General features: G+C 46.7%; 28 protein-coding genes and 3 pseudogenes. 12 read left to right on the top strand and 19 right to left on the bottom strand.

Translation table 11 applies throughout. From position 1 onward, the window contains the following. Positions 1–35: 35 nt before the first annotated feature. Both AC3G3F_RS18900 and fljA read left to right on the top strand, forming a co-directional pair. Positions 36–1,523, top strand: coding sequence for a FliC/FljB family flagellin (locus AC3G3F_RS18900; RefSeq protein ID WP_488395547.1), 1,488 nt, complete (start codon positions 36–38; stop codon positions 1,521–1,523). Between the two features lie 65 nt (positions 1,524–1,588). Beyond that, entirely contained in the window at positions 1,589–2,128 is a 540-nt protein-coding gene (fljA, locus tag AC3G3F_RS18895; RefSeq protein ID WP_024149565.1) for a phase 1 flagellin gene repressor FljA, read from the top strand. Positions 2,129–2,236: 108 nt separating this feature from the next. Here the strand turns inward: fljA and AC3G3F_RS18890 are convergent. Further along, positions 2,237–2,437: pseudogene (locus AC3G3F_RS18890) on the bottom strand (hypothetical protein); the annotation flags it as partial. 13 nt (positions 2,438–2,450) lie between these two features. Between AC3G3F_RS18890 and AC3G3F_RS18885 the strand changes: the two are divergent. The 8 genes from AC3G3F_RS18885 (at position 2,451) to AC3G3F_RS18850 (ending at position 9,840) form a co-directional block, all read left to right on the top strand. Beyond that, positions 2,451–2,747 (top strand): hypothetical protein, encoded by a 297-nt coding sequence (locus tag AC3G3F_RS18885; RefSeq protein WP_063390716.1) that lies wholly within the window; start codon positions 2,451–2,453, stop codon positions 2,745–2,747. 516 nt (positions 2,748–3,263) lie between these two features. Further along, complete coding sequence (locus tag AC3G3F_RS18880) at positions 3,264–3,623, top strand: fimbrial protein (protein ID WP_371113475.1); 360 nt, start codon at positions 3,264–3,266, stop codon at positions 3,621–3,623. 453 nt (positions 3,624–4,076) lie between these two features. Then, positions 4,077–4,631, top strand: a complete 555-nt coding sequence (locus AC3G3F_RS18875) for a fimbrial protein (protein ID WP_023246859.1) — start codon at positions 4,077–4,079, stop codon at positions 4,629–4,631. A gap of 48 nt (positions 4,632–4,679) precedes the next feature. Further along, positions 4,680–5,258, top strand: a complete 579-nt coding sequence (locus AC3G3F_RS18870) for a fimbrial protein (protein WP_024149566.1) — start codon at positions 4,680–4,682, stop codon at positions 5,256–5,258. A 47-nt stretch (positions 5,259–5,305) separates the two neighbouring features. Next, positions 5,306–7,753, top strand: a complete 2,448-nt coding sequence (locus tag AC3G3F_RS18865; RefSeq protein ID WP_488395545.1) for a fimbria/pilus outer membrane usher protein — start codon at positions 5,306–5,308, stop codon at positions 7,751–7,753. Positions 7,754–7,761: 8 nt separating this feature from the next. Continuing rightward, a complete protein-coding gene (locus AC3G3F_RS18860; protein WP_063390714.1) occupies positions 7,762–8,490 on the top strand; it encodes a fimbrial biogenesis chaperone in 729 nt (242 codons plus the stop codon). Then, positions 8,487–9,485, top strand: coding sequence for a fimbrial protein (locus tag AC3G3F_RS18855; protein ID WP_023246863.1), 999 nt, complete (start codon positions 8,487–8,489; stop codon positions 9,483–9,485). Before AC3G3F_RS18860 ends, AC3G3F_RS18855 begins: the two co-directional genes overlap by 4 nt. 55 nt (positions 9,486–9,540) lie before the next feature. Beyond that, positions 9,541–9,840: a hypothetical protein gene (locus tag AC3G3F_RS18850; protein ID WP_023246864.1), complete on the top strand. Its 300-nt coding sequence runs from the start codon at positions 9,541–9,543 to the stop codon at positions 9,838–9,840. A gap of 145 nt (positions 9,841–9,985) precedes the next feature. On the opposite strand, the gene AC3G3F_RS18845 is transcribed toward AC3G3F_RS18850, so the two are convergent. The 18 genes and pseudogenes from AC3G3F_RS18845 to AC3G3F_RS18760 form a co-directional block, all read right to left on the bottom strand. Beyond that, positions 9,986–10,594, bottom strand: a complete 609-nt coding sequence (locus AC3G3F_RS18845) for a helix-turn-helix domain-containing protein (protein WP_023246865.1) — start codon at positions 10,592–10,594, stop codon at positions 9,986–9,988. A gap of 964 nt (positions 10,595–11,558) precedes the next feature. Beyond that, positions 11,559–11,667 (bottom strand): annotated as a pseudogene (locus AC3G3F_RS18840) (IS630 family transposase); the annotation flags it as partial. A 1-nt stretch (position 11,668) separates the two neighbouring features. Next, a pseudogene (locus tag AC3G3F_RS18835) lies at positions 11,669–11,801 on the bottom strand (integrase); the annotation flags it as partial. A gap of 369 nt (positions 11,802–12,170) precedes the next feature. Beyond that, on the bottom strand, positions 12,171–12,500 hold the full coding sequence (locus tag AC3G3F_RS18830; protein ID WP_488395542.1) for a TA system toxin CbtA family protein: 330 nt from the start codon (positions 12,498–12,500) through the stop codon (positions 12,171–12,173). Between the two features lie 37 nt (positions 12,501–12,537). Then, positions 12,538–12,882 carry a type IV toxin-antitoxin system YeeU family antitoxin gene (locus AC3G3F_RS18825; protein ID WP_488395541.1) on the bottom strand — a complete coding sequence of 115 codons (345 nt, stop codon included), beginning with the start codon at positions 12,880–12,882 and terminating at the stop codon, positions 12,538–12,540. A 25-nt stretch (positions 12,883–12,907) separates the two neighbouring features. Further along, positions 12,908–13,129 (bottom strand): DUF987 domain-containing protein, encoded by a 222-nt coding sequence (locus AC3G3F_RS18820; protein ID WP_015683451.1) that lies wholly within the window; start codon positions 13,127–13,129, stop codon positions 12,908–12,910. Next, positions 13,126–13,668 (bottom strand): RadC family protein, encoded by a 543-nt coding sequence (radC, locus tag AC3G3F_RS18815; protein WP_153259203.1) that lies wholly within the window; start codon positions 13,666–13,668, stop codon positions 13,126–13,128. The genes AC3G3F_RS18820 and radC overlap by 4 nt, the downstream gene beginning before the upstream one ends. Before the next feature lie 12 nt (positions 13,669–13,680). Then, positions 13,681–14,124, bottom strand: coding sequence for an antirestriction protein (locus AC3G3F_RS18810; protein ID WP_047414857.1), 444 nt, complete (start codon positions 14,122–14,124; stop codon positions 13,681–13,683). 30 nt (positions 14,125–14,154) lie between these two features. Beyond that, the gene (locus tag AC3G3F_RS18805; protein WP_488395539.1) at positions 14,155–14,976 is read right to left on the bottom strand and encodes a DUF932 domain-containing protein; all 822 of its coding nucleotides are present in this window, start codon (positions 14,974–14,976) and stop codon (positions 14,155–14,157) included. 98 nt (positions 14,977–15,074) lie between these two features. Beyond that, positions 15,075–15,305: a DUF905 domain-containing protein gene (locus tag AC3G3F_RS18800; RefSeq protein ID WP_015683448.1), complete on the bottom strand. Its 231-nt coding sequence runs from the start codon at positions 15,303–15,305 to the stop codon at positions 15,075–15,077. Positions 15,306–15,376: 71 nt separating this feature from the next. Further along, the gene (locus AC3G3F_RS18795) at positions 15,377–15,826 is read right to left on the bottom strand and encodes an IrmA family protein (RefSeq protein WP_488395538.1); all 450 of its coding nucleotides are present in this window, start codon (positions 15,824–15,826) and stop codon (positions 15,377–15,379) included. Then, positions 15,823–16,275 (bottom strand): YfjS/YafY family lipoprotein, encoded by a 453-nt coding sequence (locus AC3G3F_RS18790; protein WP_015683446.1) that lies wholly within the window; start codon positions 16,273–16,275, stop codon positions 15,823–15,825. Before AC3G3F_RS18790 ends, AC3G3F_RS18795 begins: the two co-directional genes overlap by 4 nt. Before the next feature lie 34 nt (positions 16,276–16,309). Next, positions 16,310–16,930 carry a hypothetical protein gene (locus AC3G3F_RS18785; protein WP_047414863.1) on the bottom strand — a complete coding sequence of 207 codons (621 nt, stop codon included), beginning with the start codon at positions 16,928–16,930 and terminating at the stop codon, positions 16,310–16,312. Further along, positions 16,927–17,640, bottom strand: a complete 714-nt coding sequence (locus AC3G3F_RS18780; protein ID WP_488395537.1) for a WYL domain-containing transcriptional factor — start codon at positions 17,638–17,640, stop codon at positions 16,927–16,929. The genes AC3G3F_RS18785 and AC3G3F_RS18780 overlap by 4 nt, the downstream gene beginning before the upstream one ends. Positions 17,641–17,900: 260 nt before the next feature. Beyond that, entirely contained in the window at positions 17,901–18,776 is an 876-nt protein-coding gene (locus tag AC3G3F_RS18775; protein WP_488395536.1) for a GTPase family protein, read from the bottom strand. A gap of 99 nt (positions 18,777–18,875) precedes the next feature. Continuing rightward, positions 18,876–19,091, bottom strand: a complete 216-nt coding sequence (locus AC3G3F_RS18770; RefSeq protein WP_047414867.1) for a hypothetical protein — start codon at positions 19,089–19,091, stop codon at positions 18,876–18,878. Continuing rightward, complete coding sequence (locus AC3G3F_RS18765) at positions 19,078–19,776, bottom strand: hypothetical protein (protein ID WP_047414869.1); 699 nt, start codon at positions 19,774–19,776, stop codon at positions 19,078–19,080. Before AC3G3F_RS18765 ends, AC3G3F_RS18770 begins: the two co-directional genes overlap by 14 nt. Before the next feature lie 48 nt (positions 19,777–19,824). Next, a complete protein-coding gene (locus AC3G3F_RS18760; RefSeq protein ID WP_041692654.1) occupies positions 19,825–20,169 on the bottom strand; it encodes an FxLYD domain-containing protein in 345 nt (114 codons plus the stop codon). Between the two features lie 585 nt (positions 20,170–20,754). On the opposite strand from AC3G3F_RS18760, the gene AC3G3F_RS18755 reads away from it, so the two are divergent. Then, the gene (locus AC3G3F_RS18755; RefSeq protein WP_047414871.1) at positions 20,755–21,681 is read left to right on the top strand and encodes a helix-turn-helix transcriptional regulator; all 927 of its coding nucleotides are present in this window, start codon (positions 20,755–20,757) and stop codon (positions 21,679–21,681) included. Between the two features lie 281 nt (positions 21,682–21,962). Then, positions 21,963–23,915 carry an ATP-dependent nuclease gene (locus tag AC3G3F_RS18750; protein ID WP_488395534.1) on the top strand — a complete coding sequence of 651 codons (1,953 nt, stop codon included), beginning with the start codon at positions 21,963–21,965 and terminating at the stop codon, positions 23,913–23,915. Positions 23,916–24,040 lie beyond the last annotated feature (125 nt).

Raw genomic sequence — 24,040 nt, 5'->3', positions numbered from 1 at the left:
TTGATTTATCAAAAACCTTCCAAAAGGAAAATTTTATGGCACAAGTAATCAACACTAACAGTCTGTCGCTGCTGACCCAGAATAACCTGAACAAATCCCAGTCCGCACTGGGCACCGCTATCGAGCGTCTGTCTTCTGGTCTGCGTATCAACAGCGCGAAAGACGATGCGGCAGGTCAGGCGATTGCTAACCGTTTCACTGCGAACATCAAAGGCCTGACTCAGGCTTCCCGTAACGCTAACGACGGTATTTCTATTGCGCAGACCACTGAAGGCGCGCTGAACGAAATCAACAACAACCTGCAGCGTGTGCGTGAACTGGCGGTTCAGTCTGCTAACAGCACCAACTCCCAGTCTGACCTCGACTCTATCCAGGCTGAAATCACCCAGCGTCTGAACGAAATCGACCGTGTATCCGGTCAGACTCAGTTCAACGGCGTGAAAGTTCTGGCGCAGGATAACACCCTGACCATCCAGGTTGGTGCCAATGACGGTGAAACCATCGATATCGATCTGAAGCAGATCAACTCTCAGACTCTGGGTCTGGATACGTTGAATGTGCAAAAAGCGTATGATGTAGATAGCAAAGCTGTGACACCTCCGGCAAAACTTGATATTGCAGGATTAACTGGAACTGCAATTAAAACGGGCGTTGATAGCGCTACGGTTGATACTGGCTCCATTAAAGATGGCAAAGTTTATTATAATAGTACCTCTAAGAACTATTACGTAGAGGTTGATTTTGGTACATCAGCCGATGCTGCTAAGAGTGGTTACTATAAAGTCAATGTTGCTGATGATGGTACAGTCTCAATGACAGCTTCTACCACTAAAGAGGCTACAACTCCTACTGGTATTACTGAAGTTACTCAGGTTCAAAAACCTGTAGCCGCTCCAGCCGCTATTCAGGCTCAGTTGACAGCTGCCCATGTGACCGGAGCTGATACTGCTGAAATGGTCAAAATGTCTTATACCGATAAAAACGGTAAGACGATTGATGGCGGTTACGCTGTAAAAGTGGGCGATAACTACTATGCCGCTACCCAGAAAAAAGATGGTAGCTTTAGTGTTAACACCACGTCTTACACCGCAGCGGACGGTACATCCAAAACTGCCCTGAACCAACTTGGTGGCGCAGACGGTAAAACCGAAGTCGTTACTATCGACGGTAAAACCTATAATGCCAGCAAAGCTGCTGGTCATGATTTCAAAGCACAGCCAGAGCTGGCTGAAGCAGCCGCTAAAACCACCGAAAACCCGCTGCAGAAAATTGATGCTGCGCTGGCACAGGTTGACACGTTACGTTCTGACCTAGGTGCGGTACAGAACCGTTTTAATTCCGCCATCACCAACCTGGGCAACACCGTAAACAACCTGACTTCTGCACGTAGCCGTATCGAAGATTCTGACTACGCGACTGAAGTCTCCAACATGTCTCGCGCGCAGATTCTGCAGCAGGCGGGGACTTCCGTTCTGGCGCAGGCTAACCAGGTCCCACAAAACGTGCTGTCTCTGTTACGTTAATTTATTTAGTTTTATTCAGCCCCGTAAATCCGGGGCTTTTTCATTCAGCGTAGATATATACCTTTATGGAATGTATGGTTGCAAACGATATTTCCTACGGGCGAGAGGCTGAAACATGGCCGCGAGATTATTCAATGCTTGCTCGTCGAATTCAATTTCTACGTTTTAATGATGTCCCCGTTCGGTTAGTGAGTAATAATACCCAGCTAATCACAGGCTACATTGCGAAGTTTAATCCGAAAGAAAATTTGATTCTGGCTTCGGATAAACCTAAAGGAAATAATCGCATTGACGTCAAATTGGAGTCTCTGGCAATTCTTGAAGAATTATCAGGTAATGACGCTTTTAATGTTTCACTGGTGCTGGCTGATAAATTTAATCTTCAGCAATATACTCCATCAAGAAAAGATTATTTCTCGATTTGTAATAAGTGCTATAAACAGGGCGTCGGTATCAAAATCTATATGAAGTATGGACAAGTTTTGACTGGTAAAACGACAGGTGTAAATGCTTGTCAGGTTGGTGTGAGGAAATCCAATGGCAATCATATGCAAGTTATGTTTGACTGGGTTAGCAGGATCACATCTTCGGATTACGTTGAATAACGCATACGGTAATAATAAATTCGGTGAGGAAAATAAAAGTTAGGGGGTTGCTTTACCGGAGAGTACCTGATGAATGGAGAACTGCCAATATTGAGCGTTTACTCGCTTTTTGGTTCTTCGCTTACTTACAGGTAGCGCATACCGGAAACACTCATTTTTCTTCCTTCCCTTCGCCTGGAGAGCGATTCGCAGAATCAAACCATCACCATCGAACCGGCTGATTTCTTTGTTGGCTGGCCTGGCGCTTGTGATTTCAGTGTAGCCGTCTTTGCCATTTTTGGACCCTCGATTTTGGGACTCCTCCGCGATAGGGCCCAAAAGGGTGCCGTACTCGTGGTCCTTAGTAAATATCACCAGACGACAACAGACACAAAAAAAGCCGCAGGGCCCGGTTGAGTTTCAGGTCGCCGTCAATACCCTGGATGGCGCGGGTAGGGTTGCGTTTGTCCAGTGGTCTGACTCGTCCCCGCACCAGGTTCTCCTGTACCCGCTGAAACGTGGTCCACGGAGGTATTTTCTTATCCTCCCGGCGGCGGGCGATCAGGGCCTGCGCTTTGGTAATCGGCTTGTGGCCATCACCAAAGCGGAGTCATTATTCCGGCCCAGCCAGCTTGCCTGAGGGCCAATCAAATGTGCCATCCCTGCTGTACTTAAATTGCTTTCATTAGTAGAAAATGCTGATAAATCCCTGTCAAAACAAGATCGAATAAAACGATTAATTAATATCGTTTGATCGTCTTATGTTATGGTTGTATCGGAATTGATCTATCTAAACGATTATACAAGAAGGCCATATAGACGGGATAATAGATAAGGGATGGGGGCGTTTTAATAAAATGGTATTACTTTTCGTCAATTTCTACAGATTTTTCTTTCGTGTGACATTTCAATTTCACTGTCCACATTCATTCATCAAATGAATACGGAAATTACCTTTTTCGTTATCTGTCATTACCAGAACATGAAGTTATGGTAATGACATGCGCTGTATTTTCTGGTGCTGCAGTGGCTGACGACACAGCGAATGACGGCACAATTAATGTCAGCGATACGGTGGTTGAGGCACCATGTGTTATCGCAGAGAACAGCACTGATATGTCCGTGGATTTAGGACTGTAAATAATTGGTTAGCTGAATAAATAAAACAGTAAAGCTCGTTAATGTGAATATTAATCTTATTCACTGTGCTCTTTTTGGTGCAGGAAAAGAAGGTGCCGATACCACCAAAGCGGATGTTACTTTCGATTCTTCAGCGGTGGATACCACTGATACAAATCTGCTGGCAACTACCTTTTCTACAGGGGTAACTGATGTTGGTATTCGTTTGCTGACCAGTGAAGACAATTCATTGAAGCCGGGAATCAGCAGTAAGGTGCCATTACAGATTTCATCTGCCGAACAAACGCTAATATTTCAGGGGGATATGGGAAAAATTAAGAGTGAAATCAGCCAGACAGAAGCTGCAAACACAACTTACGTAGTGGAGTATAAGTAATATAAAATATAGCAAATAATATATTCATTCACTCAGCGAATAATATTAGAGACAATCCACATTAAATGATCGCTTATATCGATCATTTAATGATTAATGATAGTTTTTATCTATCACAATTGATTTATCGATCTGTACAAACAATTAGCAATATAATCCACCCGGAACGAATAATAATAGACGATCCATTTCTAAGTTTGTTTTTTATCTTTTTTTTTAAAAACCACATTGAGCAAAAATTATGCATTTAATCACTGCATTGCTTGCTGGTGAATTATTGGTGGCCTGTTCTTTCATGTTGTTGTGAATGATTTTGTCAGTCTCATAATTTATATCAATGTAATCTTTTTGAATTGGTAATCTTTTTTAGGATCTGAAGAGATCACTCTTGTTTTATTAATTGCTGGAGTGGGTTGGAAATTTTTCTAATATTTTAAATTAAAGGGAAGAATTATGATTAAAAACTTATTATTTGTGACAATCGCATGCTCGGCATTCTCAGGTGTGGCAATGGCGGATGATGTTGCTAATGGCGGCACAATTAACTTCACCGGTACGGTGGTCGATGCGCCGTGTATTGTTGCACAGGATAGTATTGATATGTCAGTAGATTTAGGTCAAACAACGGTCGATTACATAACCAAGTACGGTAGTTCGAAACCGGCTGATGTGAATATTAATCTTACTAACTGCACCCTTCAGGGGGGAGGTACTGATAACGCCGATATCACTAAAGCGGATGTTACTTTTGATTCATCAGCGGTGGATACCTCTGATGCAGGCTTGCTGGCAAATACTAATTCAGCCGGGGCAACTGGCGTTGGTGTTCGTTTGCTGACCAGTGAAGACGCTCCGTTGACGCTGGGAACCAGCAGTGAGGTGCCTCTGCAGGTTTCCTCTACAGAGCAAACGCTGGTTTTTCATGCCCGAATGGAAACAATTCCTGGCGAAACATTAGCCCCTGGCTCAGTCGCGGCAAATGCTACCTATACCATTGCTTACAAGTAACACGTTTTTTGAAAATCCAGGGATGGAAGCTTTTTTATGGGGGGGCGTATGCGAATTAAAACCAGGATGGGGCAGATACTGATTGGTGTGTTAATGGTTACTCCCGCGTTTGCGGATGAGCCGGTGAACGGTGGCACGGTAAACTTTACCGGAACCGTTATTAATGCGCCCTGCATTCTCGCAGAGGACAGTGTGGATATGAATGTTCCTCTGGGGCAAACCACTGTTGATTATCTGAATAAAAACACCAACTCAACACCTGTTGATATCAATATCCATCTGACCAACTGTGCTCTTTCTGGAGCCGGAACCGATGGTGCTGATATCACCAAAGCGCATTTTAGATTCGATAGCTCAGCAGTTCAGGATAATGACAACTCGGTACTGGCGAATACGGTAGCCGACGGTGCGCAGGGGGTTGGTGTAGAAATTCTAACAAGTAGCGGTGAAATTATTACCATGGGGAGTAATAGCACACCAGATGTCCCTTTACAGGTAACCTCCACTGAGCAAACCCTGACTTTTCAGGGACGAATGGTAAATATTGCGACTATTAATTCCGGGGCTCCTGATATCACTCCGGGGCAAGTTGCGACCAATGCCACGTATGTTATCACCTATCTGTAATGCAGCAGACCTTATCTAAACGAAAGGTCCGTTTCAGTGGTAATCAAATGCAGGGATGGATGGCAATGGTGGCGGGATGCTGCTTACTGATTTCAGTTCGGGCAGGTGCGACTGATTTTAACCTTAGTGTTATCGACAAAGATGCCCGTTCTCATGTGGATTTAAGCTGGTTCAGAAATCCGGCATCGGTCCCCCCCGGGCGCTACCTGGTTTCCGTAGCGCTGAATGATACGCTACTGTCTGAACAACAGGTGTTGTCCTGGCACGAATCCGATACGGGTTCACAGGTCTGTATCCCTCCAACGATGGCGGATCGCTTCGGGTTACAGCTTTCGGTGCGACAGTCGCTGTCGGATCTCGGTGGATGTACAGACTTTTCCTCCCGACCGGATATCCATTTTAAATTTGATCAACAGGCCCAGCAATTACACATCACCGTGCCGCAGGCCTGGCTGATGTACCACCCGAAAGGGTGGACGTCCCCTTCCGAATGGTCTGATGGTATCCCGGGATTTCTTCTTGATTACAATCTGTTTGCGGGAACTTATCAGTCACAGGGTGAAGCCAGGTCGGATAACGCCAACACTTATGGTATCGCCGGACTTAATGCCGGACCATGGCGCCTGCGCAGCGATTTTCAGTATTCGTCCTCCCGGCAGGGGGATGACACTACACAGGGCGGTTCAGTTTCCAGAACCTATCTGTTCCGTCCATTGCCGGGTATCGGATCCCGTTTTGTCGCCGGAGAGACGAACCTGCAGTCAGGTATATTTGATACGTTTGACTTCACCGGGATCTCCCTCAACAGCGACGATCGAATGTTGCCCTGGCAGTTACGTGGCTATGCGCCGCAGATCACCGGCACGGCCCGAAGTAATGCTACGGTCAGCGTTAGTCAGCAGGGGCGGATGATTTACCAGACGAAAGTAGCACCAGGTCCGTTTGTGATCCGCGATCTGAATCAGACCGTACAGGGAACACTGGATGTCCGGGTAACAGAGGACAACGGCCAGGTCAGTACCTTTCAGATCTCGGCCTCCACGGTTCCGTTTCTGACTCGCAAAGGGCAGGTGCGCTATAACGTGTCAGCAGGCCAGGTTCGCCCCGATATCTCACATCATACGGCTGGCGAGGTGTTCACGCTGGGCGAGGCATCCTGGGGGATGTTGTCGCAGACCTCCCTGTATGGTGGTTTTCTGGGCGCGGGCAATCATTATCAGTCGTTTGCCCTGGGGATAGGTCAGAACCTCCTTTGGTTGGGGGCCATTTCTGTCGATATAACCCGGGCGACCAGCCAGCTACCGGCTATGCCGAAACAGACCGGTAACAGCTATCGAATGATATACAGCAAACAATTTGATGAAACGGACAGCCAGATTTCGGTTGCAGCACTGCGCCACTCCGATCGACACTTTCTCAGTTATGCCAGTTATACCGACATGAAATACGGTGATGATGACGATCTGGAAAAGCAGTCTGTCAGTGTGAGCGGCAGTCAGAATATTGCCGCACTGAATCTTAATCTGGATATCAGCGTGCTTCGGCAAACCTGGTGGAACAAATCAGCGTCCACTACGTTCAACTCCACTCTTGGTTATACCTTCGATATGGGCCGGTTTAAAGGCTGTACGACCAGTATTTCGCTCAGTGATACGCAGCATGATGACGATGAAGAGGAGGATCGGCAGATCTATTTATCCCTGTCGTTGCCTTTCGATAATGAGCACCGTTTGGGGTACGACCTGCGGCATGACAAACATGCCTCCCAGTCATTGTCATGGAATGACTCCGCCGATCCTGAAAATACCTGGGGAATTTCCGCTGGAACGGACAGTAATTCACCTCATACCGAAGCGAATTTTAGTGCGAATTATCAGCACCTGACCTCTTCCGGGGAGCTGCAGCTATCCGGTGGCTGGCAGGATCAGGACTACCGCTCGGTTAACGGAAGCTGGAATGGCTCGCTGACCGTGACTCCCAGAGGCTATGCCTTCCATCGTAAAAGTGTAAGCAATGAGCCCCGTCTGCTGGTCAGTACCGACGGGGTGAAAGATATCCCGATTAATAACGGATCAGGTGCAACGAATGCCTGGGGATATGCCGTCGTACCGGTCGTTACCAGTTATCAGCCTACAAGCGTCAGTGTGGATATGAACCATTTGCCCGAAGGGGCATCGGTGGATGATTCCGTATTACAGACCACCTGGACGGAGGGGGCGATTGGCTATCGCCATCTGGTTTCCCGCTCCGGCCTGGATATTTTTGGCGAGGTTCGTACCCGGGATGGTGTCCCTCCCGTCGGTGCCGAAGTGATACCGGAAGGCGGAAATACAGATATTGGCATGATTAGCGATGATGGGCATCTCTGGCTGAGTGGTGTTAAAGGGGGTCAACACTATCACGTTCGCTGGAGTGGCAGCCATCAGTGCAGCTTTACTCTGCCGGATAACCTTGCGGTATCCGGTTCTCGTCTGATTCTTCCCTGCAATGAGTGAGAAATGGAATGAAAACTTATTTGTCTGTTGTGCTTGCTGTACTGATGACCTGTATGACCGCACACGCGGCTGTCAATATTGACCGGACGCGGTTGGTATTTAATGAAAGGGATAAAGCCGTCAGTCTGAAAATTGAAAACGAGAGTAAAAAGTTGCCTTATCTGGCTTATGCGTGGGTCACGGACAGTCAGGGGCAGAAAAACGATGATTTTTTTATCGCCCTGCCACCTATCCAGCGCCTGGAGCCTGGTGCAATGTCTCAGGTGCGCATCATGAAACAGAATACCGCCAGACTGCCGCAGGACAGGGAGTCACTGTTTTACTTCGACCTGCGTGAGATACCGCCACAGCCCGACCTTCAGGGAAAAAACAGCGCCGTAATGCAGCTCGCCATGCAGAGTCGCATCAAACTGTTTTATCGCCCGGCCGCTCTACAGACAGAAAATATCCAGGACCAGGCAATCAAACTGAAGGTCACTCAGAATGGTAATTGGCTGACTATCAACAATCCCACTCCCTACCACATCACCATTGCCTGGATGGGGCAGGAAGGACAAACGCTGAACGGATTTAAAGGTGATATGGTGGCCCCGTTCGATTCCATCAGCGTGAAGGCGACTGGCAGCACGCGTTACCTGCTGGGTTACCTGGATGACTACGGCGCAATGAGAACGCTGGTGGTTTCCTGCCCTTCTTCGACCTGCAGCCTGAGTGAATATAAGGTGAAGAAACCATGAAACTCGTCCTGTCATTTATTCTGCTGATGTTTACCGTGTGCTGGTCACCCGGCACGCTGGCAATAGATTGCTACTATGGAGGCAAAGGCGGCCCGGTGGATAAGAGTGTCACAATCCCTTCATTTGCTATTCCGTCCACGATAGGAACCGGCGAAAAAATCTGGGTCTCACCCATAATAAAAGTGCCTGTCTATTGTGATAACAATACCCAGCCTGACGGACAGGATGAGAAAATTGCGCTGTGGGTCTCACCGCAGTCGGGAGCCAGCGATCCTTATCTTCAACCCGGCATCACCTTTGAAGGCGCCGATCATGATGCCGAAGGTGGGCCGGATGCCGTGGATACCGGCCAATGCGTGGGTAGCGCCTCATCAGGAAGTCAGTGTACAGGCGGAACGCCAACTTCCCGTCGGTTTGTTGCCCGGATAAGGTTCTATGTCAGACTGAAACAGCGGCCACCTCATGATTATGTTAGTACATTATCAGCAATTCCGTTAATTGCATTTGCCGGTTATGATGATGTCAGTAGTAACGGCCACAATTTGAAGTATACCCTGACCGGGCTGAATAATATTCGGGTACTGGATTGTGGAGTACATCTGAGCGTATCCCCGGAAAATGAAGTGGTGAATTTCGGTACTTTCAGTACCAGAGATATTCAGCGGCACAATATTACCAGGACGTTTACCGTCAAAGCGACCCGGGCTGAGGATGCTGAATGCTCTGACGGTTTTAAACTGAATGCGGCTTTTTTTACCGATGAGCACCTGTCTGCAGACCGACTGCTGTTGCGCCCCGGGAATGGACTGCAGTTGCAACTGTTATCCGGGACTGAGCCCGTGGGTTTTGAACGCTTTAATAGTTTTGCCGACTTTACAACAGGTGAACTCAGCGTGGAGAAAGAATATCACGCGGAACTGAGCCCGGTGCCGGGCCAGGATATTAAGCCAGGCTCCTTCACTATCGTTGTTTTATTACGAATTAATTATCATTAAAATTTTATAGTCAGGGAGCGCTTATTTATCATTTATTGATCATGCAGGGTGGATTATGGCTGACATAAAAGATGAAATAGCGCTGATTTATCAGGCTTTACTTCCGCTCTCATTACAGATAGAGACATCGGATGACCCTATATTTTCAACCTACTTTTTTGATGCAAGCGATGACGTTTTTTCAGTTTTAAAGGGAACCGGTTATCTTCATTGGAAACATGTTGGGAAAATGACTGGTGAAATACATGGGCCAATAGTGATTAATTCTCATACATTATTGCAACCATTTTTACATTGCGAATTTCTTGTATCGAATGGTACTGATGTAATTTATTTATTTGATGCTTTAAATTAGCGCTGTTTTTTACTAAAAAACATTTTAGCTGACAAAACTGCCATTTATCATCTACACAGACGTTATAGTATTAACGCAATAGTTGAAAGATAAATATATTTAACCTCATGCCCTTTAATAAGGTGACTGTTAAAGGGCAATATTATTATAGTGTAGTTTTTATCAGGATACCTTTTTCTATCTCTATCTTTCCTTCATCCCGAAGTTGTTTTAGTATCTTCATTATTACGCTACGGGACAGTGACGTTCTTTCTTTAATATAATCACTGGCGATGATTTTTCTTCGAAATTCCTCAGAATGAGAAGATAATGCCAGTAAGGCACGGGTGACGAGCGCTTTCGTATCTCTTCCTGTGTAATTCTTAAGTGAATTCACTGCCTCAGATAAAAGGTGTCCGAAATGTAACATGGCGGGCTCCCATAAATTGCGCTCACTCACAATTCTGGAAAATTGCAGCGGATCTATGAATTCGTAATCTATAGACGTGTAGGTATATAAATAGAGAGATTCATATTGCTCCATTCCAATATGTTGAAAGATTGATGCAACCCCTAATATTTCTGGTCCTTCTATTACCCTGAGAAGCAAGCGCTCTTCACGTCGGTACACTCCAAATGTTCCAGAGTGAATGATAATGCAGCGTGCATGTCCCTCTGAAACTAATGGAATTATTTCTTGTTTTTGTGAGTGATTGATATTTTCTTTTTTAGAAAGGTTATTAATTAATAGGGTGATGTTTTCGACAGGATTCATTATGCACTCCTTGCACGTTTAACAGACAAAACCTAACTTATTTATCATCTTATCATGTATTTTATTATTTAGGTAATGCATTGGCATGTATTATTTGAAATAAATAACAATCTTTATGTGGATTACAGTCAGAGCGTTTTTACAGGAGGATGGTGGCAAAAAACATTCATAATACTAATATTGTTTACAGATATATCAGATATTGATTCTGTGATGTGGAACACTATTTTTTAATAGCATGCGTATTGAATTAAAATGCTATTTCGATGAACATTGATTCTCAATAAGTTAGTGCCATATTGACTTGCATACGCACCAAATAATATACCTGGTACTGAGTTATTTTTTAAATTAAACACAACCAAACCAGGCCGTCATGGTCTGGATTGAATATTGATAACAGCATGCTTAGATTTTATACTGTTACTTAAAAGTAAAACCTTAGTACCAACGTTTGCTGTTTGGGATGTTAAAAAAATTTTATTGTATCTACTATGAGGAAAACCTAATATCTCAATATTTAGTTTATTTATTGTTGGCGTTTTTGGAGTTGCAACTTCACTGATAACGTATTGTTTATGTTATCAATGTCATCTATTCATTGCTTGATTTTATTCAGGTAATGGGATGTAAGACCGGTTAGGAGCATATTATTGTATGATATTTTTCGGGGATGAGAAATTACAATTCTATTGTAGTATTTATTTTCCTGTTGTGTTGTGGTGCAGAACCCTTTATCACATGAATGATAATTATGCCCCGAGAAATAAGGAATATATTTAACCAAAAATGTATGTTTTTTCTCTGAGAGCTGCTACGTTTGCTATACGTAGCACTTGTAGCAAGGGAAAAATCGTCCGTTGCTTTTTAAAAATCTCAGCAACGCGTCTTAGAGTATATTATACGTTTATCTTTAGTTATGTTCCTGAGATTGCTTGCCCCTTAATGGTATTTGTCATTGAAACAGCATCAGCATAGCAGTTAGTCTGCGGGCATGGTTTTTGTCTCGTGTTTTATGGATAGTGTTCTGCATCAGGCGTCGTTCATTACGGTATTGGGGTTATGATCGACATCATACCAATTTTTCTTTCCTCCTTTCGACAAAGGAGCGATTCGCAGGATCAAACCATCGCCATCAAACAAGTTAACCGGAGGGCTTCGTGCTTTTGATTTCAGTGTCAGTGAGCTTCTTAGCGATTTTTGCCATTTTGAGCCCCTCGGTTTTTGGACCCTTTATGTTGGGTCCCAAAAAGGGTGTCATAATCGGTAGTTTCTAGCAATTCTCGGTAGACTACCATAGACGTAAAAAAGCCCGCAGAGCTTGTGCTATGCGGGCTTAGTAGACTTTACTGAACTTCAGTACATCAATATTTGGTGGGCTGGCGGAGTCTGAATTGGTTTTGTAACTTGTTGTTTATTAGCTGATAACTTTGAGTTCAATTTTCATTTTGGTCCTATTGTTGGTCCTAAAAGAAAATGTCAGGTTTTTTGCAGGGGAGGGGAGGTTATAGCAGGAGTCTCTTCGTCTAAGAGATTAGCATTTTGCTTTCCTTTAGTCTGCTCTGTATTTAAGCGTTTATTTCACATTAGTTTTTAGCAAGCCGGTATTGCGTCTTGCTCGTAGAATATCCACTACGGAAATATACGGAGTCTGTTGTTGCCACGAAAATCCCTTCCGATCGATACGGATAAGCTCGTATTTTTCGACAAGAAAGTTCACCGCATCGCTGAGCGATACTCCAGCATCAATATGTTCTCGTATGGTGGTTTCATTACTGAACGGTGTGTCATTCAGCGTCAGGCCATAGTGCTGCGAGAATAGATGAGTCAGCAGCCGTTGCCAGGTTTCAACGGGTGACAGATAGGGCTGAGTCGCCCGTGTCGGGTGTGATGATAAGATTTGCATGATGTTTGCTCTATGAGTTTAAGGGATAAGCGTAGAGTTAATGGGGTTCAGGCTGGTCGGGATAAATAGCGATGTAGACATAGCCACAGGAGCCGAGTGTGTCGGCTTCGCAAGTCAGTCCATTGTGATATAGCGTGACGCAGTGCTGATGCAAGGGAGAGAGTTCTCCGCTGGTGAGCATCAACGGAAAGGCCTGGTCGAGGCGCAATGCATCGTTGTCGCTGAAAGCACCGTTGAATCCGGCCCGGTCAGCGAGAAAATGCACCCGGTTGCCTTCCTGCACCAGACGAGCGCCAAAACAGGGTGTGATCGTGCGCTTTAGTCCCCACTGCTGGCAGGTAAGATTCTCCGGTTTGGTACCGGATTCAGAGTGATTGTTCATTATTGTTCCTGATTAAAGGGAAGGATTAATTAAGAGTGACACTTCGAAGAATGACATAGGGACCATTGCGATCCTGACGGCGCTCAGCAAAGACGGCCAGAACGCCGCGTATGTCCTGAACTTCTAGGCCAGCATAATGGCAGATACTGCCAGACCATTTATATTTGCCGGTACAGAAGCGAAACAACCGGGAGCCTGGATGCTGTCGGTACAAAGCCATTGCCTGACGTTTACTGATGATTTTCATATCCAGCCTCGTTCTGCAAACGACACAATCCCATCCTGGCCGACAACCAGATGATCGAGCGTTTTCACATCAACCAGTCCTAGAACCTCTTTTATCCTGTCAGTCAACTGGCGATCGGCTTTGCTGGGCTCTGGATCGCCGGACGGATGGTTATGTGCCAGCACGACAGCAGCAGCATTGAAGCGAAGCGCTGACTTCACCACCTCACGAGGATGGACCTGTACATGGTTAACCGAACCGGCAAACAGCGTTTCGCTCTCCAGTAAACAGTGCTGGTTATCGAGATAGAGCACCATAAACACTTCCCGTTCTTGCCCTGCCAGCTGTAACTGAAGCCAGTCACGGGCAGCAGTACTTGAGGTAAAGGATATACCGGGCTGGCGCAGATATTTATCCAGCAGATTGATAGCGCGGCGAATGGTGCGTTGGGCATAGGGTGTTAATCCGGATGTCGCGGTAAGCAGGTAATCATGTTGAGCCATAACCGCCAGCGGAAAAAGTTCAGGCTGCGATGGCTCCGGGGATAATACAGTATTCATGTCAGGCATTCCTTAGTCGATAAGATGCATAATGGCGCTGCATTCCGGATGGTTCAGCGCGTAGTCGCGTAAGCGATAATAGTGCTCAGTCATAGCGTCACATTCGGTACGACAGGCATGGTGGCTGTATGCCATCAGGCAGGCGACTATCCCTGTAGCTTCACTGGTGAGTTCTGCTCCATTGCCGTTCATACTGTTGAACAATGTCCACTTCTCGTTGCTCTCTGCCTCAGGGGCCATAAACGCGCCGCCGTTGCTGAGCGTCGAAAAGTTCCAGATACCGCCGTGATAGTCAGTGCACAGGCGGTCCATCCAGGTAAAGATTCGGGGTTCAAGGGTTATCCATTGCGGGATGGAGCCAAAATGTTTCGGCCAGAAGTCAATGCGTAACTCGTCCGGGACCACTGAGGCTGTAATTGCTCCCTGCTCAGCGAACTGAAGGTGCTGTGTATCCATTAAACTATCTCCTTATGCTGTCACTGTTGTTTAACACCCGAAAAACTCGAGCATGTTTTCTGCCATCACCCACAGGGCGCGGTTGAGCTTCACATCGCCGTTAATACCGGTAACAGCACGGGTGCGATTACTTTTTCCCAGCGCGGTTCGCCCTGACAGACCACCTTTCATCAGGTTCTCCTGCACGCGCTGGTAGACAGTCCACAGGTCATCGCTGTAGTCCTCCCGACGACGCGGAGTCAGCAACTGCGATACCGTGACCGGCTGGTGGTCTTCCCCAAATCGATACTTCAGTGCGGCATTCGCCAGGGCGTTACGGGCTGGTTCTGGCAGTGCCAGTGACTGCATTGCATCGCGCTTCTCCTCCACCCGGTCAAAGACCCCAAGCACTTCGTAAGCCCCTTCAATCACCTTCTCGACGACATTCCCTTTATGTGGTACCCGCACTTCGCCGAATGACTGACCGCAGACCAGACCGTTGGTACAGACGCCACGAAACAGCCCCGGCAGCATCTGGTAGCTCGAGGAGCCGTCATGGCTGTTGAGCAAAATGATTTCCGGAACCTGATGCCCGGTCAGTTGCCCGGCACGACGAAGACGAAGCATGTGTTTGGTGTGTTCACGCTTGCTCTGGTCGCGAACCTTTGTCTGGCAGGCAAAGAACGGCTCAAAGCCTTCACGCTGCAGGCTTTCGAGGATGGTGATGGTCGGGATGTAGGTGTACCTGTCTGAACGAGATTCATGTTTGTCACTCCCGAACACGCTGGGAACATGACTCATCAGCTCTTCGTGGGTCAGAGGCCGGTCACGGCGTATCTGGTTTATACGGCCAAAGCGGCTGGCTAATCGCATGGGTAACTCCTTATGCAGTGGGTAAAAAGACAAAAGGCCACACTTCCCGAAGGAGGTGTGGCCTGACTTTGTTTATATCGATGATGTGCTGGTGGTGGTTATGCAGGAAATTTGCGGATGCCATAACGAGTGATATACCGGTTCAGCCAGTAACCGGCATCCGGCTCAAAGTTCCAGGCTCGCCAGACCATGCAACGCTCATGACGGATAACCAGACGGAAATGCGACCCCTGGTCATCCTCTATCGCAACGTTGCAATATTGAGCCGCAACCGCCTCTGCCTGCTGGCGCGAAAACGGTCCCTCAGGTAGTTCAGTGAGTTCAGGCATACAGGCTCCTTAAAACAAAAAGCCCCTGTGGCATAAGCGACAGGGGCTGAATCAAACGGGTAAAGAATTGGCTAAGACGCCTTACCTCCGACAACCGTGACTTGCAGCGGTTGGTAATACTGCGGGTCGAAAACAGACAGTGGCAGGTCAATCTGGTAACCATTACGCTCTTCCGTTGCCTTCATGATTTCGACAGAGCTGACGTTTTCCACGCATTCGTTCTCCAGCGAGGCTTCCTGAGAGCGAGTCGCATCGCTCTCACCAAATGCAGCCACCGCCATATTCCCCATAACCAGCGTGTTTCCGCCTTTGTCTATCAGACGCAGGGAGAGTGTCAGAGGCCCGAATCCTTCGCCACTTCCGCCGTTGTCCAGGCGAAACTGCCACACGCAGACATTGCCCGGCACCCAGACCATGTCTGTGTTGCGGATACTGATGTAACGCTGTTCTTCGGCCTTAGCAGGTGACAGCAAACTGAGGCTCAGAGCGAAAACTGAGATAACGCCTTTCAGCTTCATCATGGATTTTTCTCCTGATTCTCCGGCAGATAGAGTTTCCCCATTTCCTTACCATCGTGTGAATACACTACCGATTTCTCACCCGTGTAGCTGTCGGTTTCAATCCTGAAACTCAGAGTGATATTGTCGGCAAGGCACAGAGCTGCCATCAGTGGCTGCACCGTTTTCTGCTGCATATCCGCAATGTAGTAATAATTGCCTGACTCACATCCTTCTGGTGACTGGCGGGTTTTCATCACCGTATATTGCGGTGTACCGAAGGCATCCTTTTTTACCCATTCCTGGGCAATATCGGATTTATGCGAGACAACCTTGCTGAATGGTGGTGGGGTCAAATCCTTAAATCTGGCTATCGTTTTCACGCCTGCATCTTCCTTGCTGTCGCAGCCAGAGACCAGCAGCGTGCCGATGACCACCAGTAAGGTCGTCAGACGCGTATTATATATATTCATGTTAAAACTCCCTGTTATGGTTGTTTTCAGCGGGTCAGCAGTTGCCTGTACGACGGCATAATTCCGCTAGGCTTTGTTGCGCCACCCACTGCTGTAATTTCCTGTCGTCTTCCGAACTCTTGGCTGCAAGATCGGCCTGCTGATGTTTATTCGCACAGTTATCCGGAATTGTCATGACTACTTTTGGGCTAAATTGCTGCCATGCAAGCTCTATGGCTTTTCCTGGATCCTCTGCCACTACAGCATCTCGCTCAGCTTCATCCCTCAGCCGGTATTGACTATCAATAATGGCGAAAGAACAGCCTTTCCCCCGGTTCTCCCCCTGGTACACCGAGGTCAGGTCAGCGTAGTAGCCGCTGGCCGGTTTCACATCCAGCCTGCGTACCGTGTGCGTTTTCTTGTCGGCAAGGTAATAGTCACCGCCACCACGTGCACGCAGCAGAAACTGTTTCGTCCAGGGATAATTGCCTATTACATCAGCCTGATAAAGTGCGTTATGCAGCGTGTTGTTATCCGTACCGTCAGCCGATTTCCAGCCATCAGCCTGCATGTACTGCCAGGCCCTGACTGAACCAACGATATTTTCTGCGAGAACCGGGCTCACAGAGATAATGCAGAGGCTGGCGGCCAGCGCCGCCGTGATGAGTAATTTCATACCTGATCCTTATGGGTAAGCTGCCCGTAACTTCCGTCAGCGAGTAATGAATGAAAAACATGAAAATGAGGCAACGCCTGTAAAAAATCAGGGCGGGACAGAATGCGGATGAAATGCCCTTCTGGTGTGAACGTTTCCGGGTGAAACGTCACGGAGTGAACGGTGCACAGCGCAAAAATGGTTATTCGGGCAAGGTGTTCCCCCACCAGAAACCACTCACCGGCGCTGAAAATCAGCCGGTAGGGAGCAAGGCTGTCGCAACGGCACCCGTCGGCCAGCAGGGTTACCCTCCTGTTTTCTGATACCGCCCGGACCAGTCGTGTGAAGATGCCCGGTCGGGAAGGCGGTACGGAGCCCCCCTGATGCCAAATAAGGCATGGCGAGGAGTCCTGGCCGCTGAGCAACGAACTGACCAGATGGTGGTCCATATCAGGAAACAACACGCCAGTGCCTGACTGCCGGGCGAACTGCAATGCAGCCTCCTCCCGAATCTCGTGACGGCCCCCGGTCAGCAGACGGCAGCAGCCATCCCGGTATTCGAGATCGAGATAAATCAACCGCTCCCGAAAATCACGGTGCAGGGTGCGTTCTGAAACCCCGAATTCTGCCGCCAGATGACGCACATTCAGCGTTTCCCCCGCGAGCAGACGGCTGATAATCAGCGACAGCCGGACAGACAGGCGGTCATAACGACGCTCAGCCTGAGACATGTATTATCTCCGTATTAGGTAAGTAATTAATAAAGAAGGTATTACTGTAAAGGAGGGGATTGACAGGTTGTGTCCACAGCACGTGGCGAAATACCTGGCACAAAAAGGAAGCACTGATGCACCACAGAGAGAAATGATGCGCTTATGTCTGGTGGTATATGCTGCTGGTGAGGACAGGTTGTGTCTGATGAATGAAAATCATCGGTTCAGCATCGAATAAACGAAATAATCCACCACCTCCCTGAGGGTGTTTTATTGATTCAGAAGAATATCCAGTCCCAGACGGCCCGTGCGACTGACACAACGGTTTCCCGTACGGTACGAATGACCGCCCGAACCGGGACCGGAAGCAGAGGGGATGACTCCACGCCATCAAACACCTTTCCCACGGCATGGCTGAAACTGTCCCTGGCCTGCTTTTTTACCGGCTCCGTGCAGAGCCTGCCATGCAGCTGTGTCGTCAGTGGGCTGGTGGCCCGGTCAGGCAGGCTGCGCATCATTGTCTCGACCATCGCATCCAGCCCCCAACCAGTTCGGGCCGATACAACACAGACTGGATGGTGCGGCAGGAAGATCTGTTGTACAGCGCTCTGCTTGGCCTCAATTGTCGACTGTTGGCTATGGGATGGTGTATTGCTGGTGGTATTCCATTGATGGCAGGGTTCGGCCTTGTCAGCTTGATTAACCACGAACAGAACCCTCTTCTGATAATCCTGCATCACCTTGCGATAGAAGTGTTCATCCACTGACAGTGCCCGGTCATCGGTTTTGATAACCCACAGCACTAAATCCAGTTCTGGCAGAATGTGACGATAAAGTGCTGTATATTCCTCGTCACGTTGCTCGCTTTCACCCACACCAGGTAAATCAACAACCATTAGGCTGTGATTGCCATTACGAAGTCTAAAGTTTAGCGCCTCACGCGTGCAGGCCTCCACATTGCTGATCGGAGTGACTTCACCCTGGAACAGAGCATTGCAAAGTGATGATTTACCGGCACCTGTTTTGCCCATAATGCCAATGACGGGTTCGTAGTGAGTCAGATGTTGGAGACGTTCAAAAACGAGATTGCGTAGGGTATGCGGTAACGAAGCCAGTGGTTTTTCAAGGGCCTGAAGGCCGACAGATTTATTCATACGGATATCTCAGCGTAAAAAACAAAAATCCCCGCTATCCGGTAAGGATGCGGGGGGATTCACCGAGATGATATCTGTCTGAAATAATTTTTAATGCAATTATTTTTTCATCGGCGGGATCTTCGGGCCACTCACAGGGGCAAAAGTACCCTGAGATGTTGTCTGAGCAGAAGTTTGACGACCATACCCCGGAATTTGATTACCTTGTTGCGGACGCGCAACCATCTGGATTCCCCTGGTTTCAACTTGAGCACCATTCACTGCCATTTGTAGCCCGGCCTGTGCACCTAACTCCCGGCCATCAAAGGTCGGCATTCTGGTTATTTTCGGCATCTGATTCTTTGTCATGTGGAACCTCAATGTAATTTTCAAATACGACCATTTTACCGTATTCTTTTGAAAGATAGATAAATCCCGTCGTCCAGAGAACTGTACCTGTTTCCGAACTGAGTACAGTAGCATTTAGAAGCCCCAGCTCCTGCGTTTTCTCATTTTCGTTATACAGATAGACTGTTCCATGAATGAGCATATTATTTTCATGCAACAGAACGTAGCATTGCCCTGTATTTCTGTGCATGATCTCAACTGACCGTATAAAGGCATTATCATCACCGTATTTATTTGAAATGCCCTTACGCAGTAACAGTTCATGAAATGTCCGTTTGGTCGCAAGATAGACAGCAATCAGCCCTAAAGGGATAGCACAAAGCCCGCCCAGTAAGATCTCCAGTGGATTAATCGCTATCTTTTCCTCATTGGGAATTGACCAGACTGACAGTAATCTCCAATTAATGGATTTGGTATCACCGATCCCAGCAATCAGTTGAAATAAGCTCACTGCTGCCTGCATTGCCAGATAAGTAACGATACCAAATACAACCGACATCAGAACATATCGAAATGAATCCCAGGATTTATGTTGAGTGTAAGTATCATAAATTAGTGCCATAATGACACCAGGGATCATTATTGTTACCAGAGATACTGTCAGTGTGTTCATTTACATTCCTGATAATTTGCTCTTGAGAACAAACATTCAATAAAAACATCAATTTATAACGTTAATCTCAGTAACCTTGAAACTATCAGGCTTAACAGCAAAACTATTATAAGGAGCCTGTACTTTCCAGTTCTGTCCGGCCTCAAGATTCTCTACCATAGCGATGGTTTGCCCCACTACAGTATTATTTTGAAGAAGGTTAAATTTCACAAACACATGCTTGAGTGTCTGACTAGTAGTATTAATACCATTACCTTCAATTTGCTGCATTCCATTTGGTGTTGTGGCAAAATGAAGATCAGAAAGTGCGACCTTCTGGCTACTATCTGCTGCGAATACTGAACCAGAAACCACAGCTGTAGTAAGAATGACATTACGAAGAATTTTTTTCATTGCATTACTCTTAAAATAGAAGTTGAGCTATGTATAGCAATTAAAGGCAGGCCACATTGACCTGCCTGGCACTGGTTGAACTATTTAGTCTTACGACAAGCCGTACAATGAGGAATGACAAGGACTTTACCCTTTTTCGGCAAAATTACCTTACCCGTCTTTTCATGAATGGCTTTTGTAGCAAAAGAGATTTCACAATCCTGTTTACAGCGTGGGCAGTAGCCCATTCGTGGTGTGGTCATTTACCACTCCTTATGTTGCAAGGAGTGTCATTTCACCAGAGGCAGGCTTGTCGGCTACGCTATAATTAACGTATACTCAACATTCTGATCAGCAAGGCTCAGTGGTGAATGACGCTCCGCAGAGTTTTTGTTTTTCTGGTGAGGGATTGTTTGCAGACAGTCCCTCACTCCCCCCTCAGTGCTAATCCAACCAGATCAACGACTTCACCTGAATGAACCTTCCTGAGCTATCATGTCGATTTGATTACTTTCTCGACTGAGATAATCCTATCTCATTGCGTAAAGCAGTGCAACATGTGATAATGAACAGTATATTTAATAGATCATAAAGCGGAGCGTATCGATGACAATGTTTCATGATGTTCATCTGGAACTGCTGGTCGACGCCTATTCACTTCCCCAGGCAGAACGACTTGCGTACATAGACCTCTGTATTCGCTATCTTGGCAGCATCTCCAGAGCTGAGATTATGGCTGAGTTCAAGGTTGCTCAGGCTGCAGCATCTAAGGATCTTGCTCTCTATCGGGAGCTAAAACCGGATAACTGCAGCATTGATACTGCAACCAAAAGAACAGTTATCCTTGCAGACAGCTATACCCCATTAATTAGGATTGGTGTTCACACGGCCCTTAACCTTATTCAGTATGGGTTTACACGCTCCGAATTAATGCAAAAGCGGCCAATGCTACCCATTGATGAAGTGGACCCGCTCTATCAGCCGGAACGTCTCAAAGAAGAACAGGTAGCGGCGGTAACAAGGGCAATAAAGGGACAATGTGCCATTAGATGTTCCTACGGTTCAAAAAGTGGTGATCACAGGGAAAGGATACTGTTTCCATTAGCATTGTTTGTTGACCGTAAGAACTGGTATTTCAGAGCTTATGACCGAAATGAGGAACAACCACAGCGCAGTGGTTTTAAGAACTTCAAACTATCCAGGCTTTTTGATGCTCATTTAGATACAACAATTTCGCCGACTCTTGCTGAGAAGACGGATAGAGAGTGGGACGAAGAAGTCACTTTTATCATTGAATTTAAAAAGAATTTACCAAAAGAAACAATTAATGAGATATCGCGCGAGTTCTCTATAAATGGTAACGTCCATTCCGTCACTTGCCGTGCAGCATTGGCCTGTTATGTAAAAACCAATTGGAAAATTGACTTGGTCAATGATGAAAATAATAAGTGGTTATACTTTGATGTGCTAAATGCAGAGGCTTTACAAGACGTTCAGTGTTTAGCTCCATTGTTTGAACAAAAAAACAGTTAATTATTACCAGATATTGATCGTGGCTGAAAAAGCAGCCACGATCAACCACCTACGGGCTGTTCTCATCTTAACTAACAAGCCATAGTTTGCTTATACCCTGCTCAGTAGCTTTGTAATTAAGCTCATCCATCACATCCCTCTATCAGTCTCTTACCGGAAAAAATACCGCCAGAATCAGTTCTGCTATTCGTAAAAATGCAGGTTTACAGTCGGCATCACCTTTTGAGGTCGCTCGTTTGTGTAGAGTGAGATAGCTATCTGTTTGTAATTTAGAGGGATATATGGCAGCAGAGAATCGTTCAAAATTGCTTCGCATGACCATTCGGAACATTGGATGTATAGGGAATGAAGGCATCGATATTGCACTTGATAACATTGTTTGTCTTGTAGGTAAAAACAACGCTGGTAAATCAACAGTCTTGCGAGCATATGAGTTAGCTAAGGGGCCAACAGCATTTGATGCCAGTAGCGATCGACATCAGCATGCTTCAGAGGATGAACATTCAGAGATTTTGCTCGAAGTTCACATTCCTGACGGTATTGGTAATGTAGATGCAAAATGGAAAGAAGAAAGGGACGGTTTTCTCGTCGTTAAAAGCCGTTGGCAGTGGAAAGCACCTGATTTTTTGAAAGTCCGTACAACTTGGGATCCTACCGCTGGAGAACATGGTGAAGGGGACTGGGCAGAGGACACTAAAGCAGGCGGCGCTGATTCAGTTTTCAACTCACGTCTGCCAAGACCTTTGCGTATAGGATCTCTGGATGATGCAGGGAAAACAGAAGATGTGCTTTTGAGTTTTGCTCTCGCCCCTTTACAGAAAGAGCTTGAGAACGCGCGGCTTAATCCCGAATCGCCATTAGCAAAAGCGATTGAAAGTGTTTCTGGAAGTATCAACTTGCTTAGTGAACAGCATCAAGAACATTTTAATGGTATTGCGGGCCGAGTTTCCGAAGGGTTTAAAGGTATTTTTCCGGGGCTGGATGTTAGTCTGAGCATCGGTGCTGCCCCTCTGGCTCCTAAAGTTGCGGATCTCATCAAGAATGGCTCCAGTTTAAAAATCACTGACGGGAGGGCTAATACCTCTCTTAGTCAGCAGGGCACGGGCGCTCGCCGCGCACTATTCTGGTCAATGTTGCAAGTTCACAATGAACTTAATCGCGACAAAGAAGTACGTGCTGAATTCCGCAAGCGGCTTGAGAAAGAAGTAACTGAACTTGAGAAGAAACTAAAAAAGCCGCCTAAAAACGCTGATTTGAATGCCCTCCATGATGAGCTTGCTCAGGTTAGAGCTCAACTGGATGCCCATGATAGCGGTGTTCCGATCCCTGATAGTCCTGATGATCCAGCTTTCCCCGGCTATTTACTGTTAATTGATGAACCCGAGAATGCCCTTCATCCTATGGCTGCTCGTGCAGCACAGAGACATCTGTATCAGTTGGCTAAGAACCCAGACTGGCAGGTGATTATGACTACTCACTCTCCGTGCTTTATCAATCCATTTGAAGATCACACAACCATTGTGAGGCTTGAACGCGATAATCCGGAAGAAAATTCAGCAGTTACACCAAGAACTTACCGCTCTGACCATATAGCTTTTGAGGGTGATGAAAAACAGCGCTTGCAGGCATTGCAACATATTGACCCCAGCTTTTCAGAGGTATTCTTCGGTTCTCATCCAATTCTCGTTGAAGGAGATACCGAACATGCTGCATTTATGGCCTCGATCATCGAGCGTGATAATGCATTGATGGATCAGATTGCGGTCATACGAGCCAGAGGGAAGGCCATACTGGTACCGCTAATCAAGGTACTGACTCACTTTAAAATCCATTTCAGTCTTGTCCATGATTCGGATTCACCTAACCGCTCCGATGGAGTTAAAAATGGAATGTGGACTGAAAACCGAAAAATCCATGAAGCATTGTGTCAAGCCAGAAACGCGGGACTAACAGTCCGCCATCGAGTCAGTGTACCTGACTTCGAGCGCTTCCTTGGTCATCGGGAAGCATATAAGGATAAGCCATTGAATGCTTACCTCCAGATCAAGTTGGATGATGAGTTAGCGGAACGGGTACAGAGGCTCATGGATTCCCTTCTGAACTCTGATGAACATTGCTCGTTTGGGAATGAAATCGATCACGATCGCTATATGGAAAAGCTACAGGGAGTTGTTTCTGGGTGGGCCGAGGCGAATGGATATGCGGAGGATCTGCGCTTTAAGAGCCAAAGATAAGAGAATCGGCATGTGTATGATTTTTCAGTGGTAGTAGAAATCTAACGGGATGGATTACGTCAGAAATGTGGCTACTAACACAGTAGCCACAATTACCTTGCTCGGTCCTTGTAAGCAATCACTAG

It is taken from the genome of Salmonella sp. FC25216 (assembly GCF_057751355.1).
Note: the sequence above shows the minus strand (reverse complement) of the source record. Positions and strands in the feature narration are given on the sequence as shown.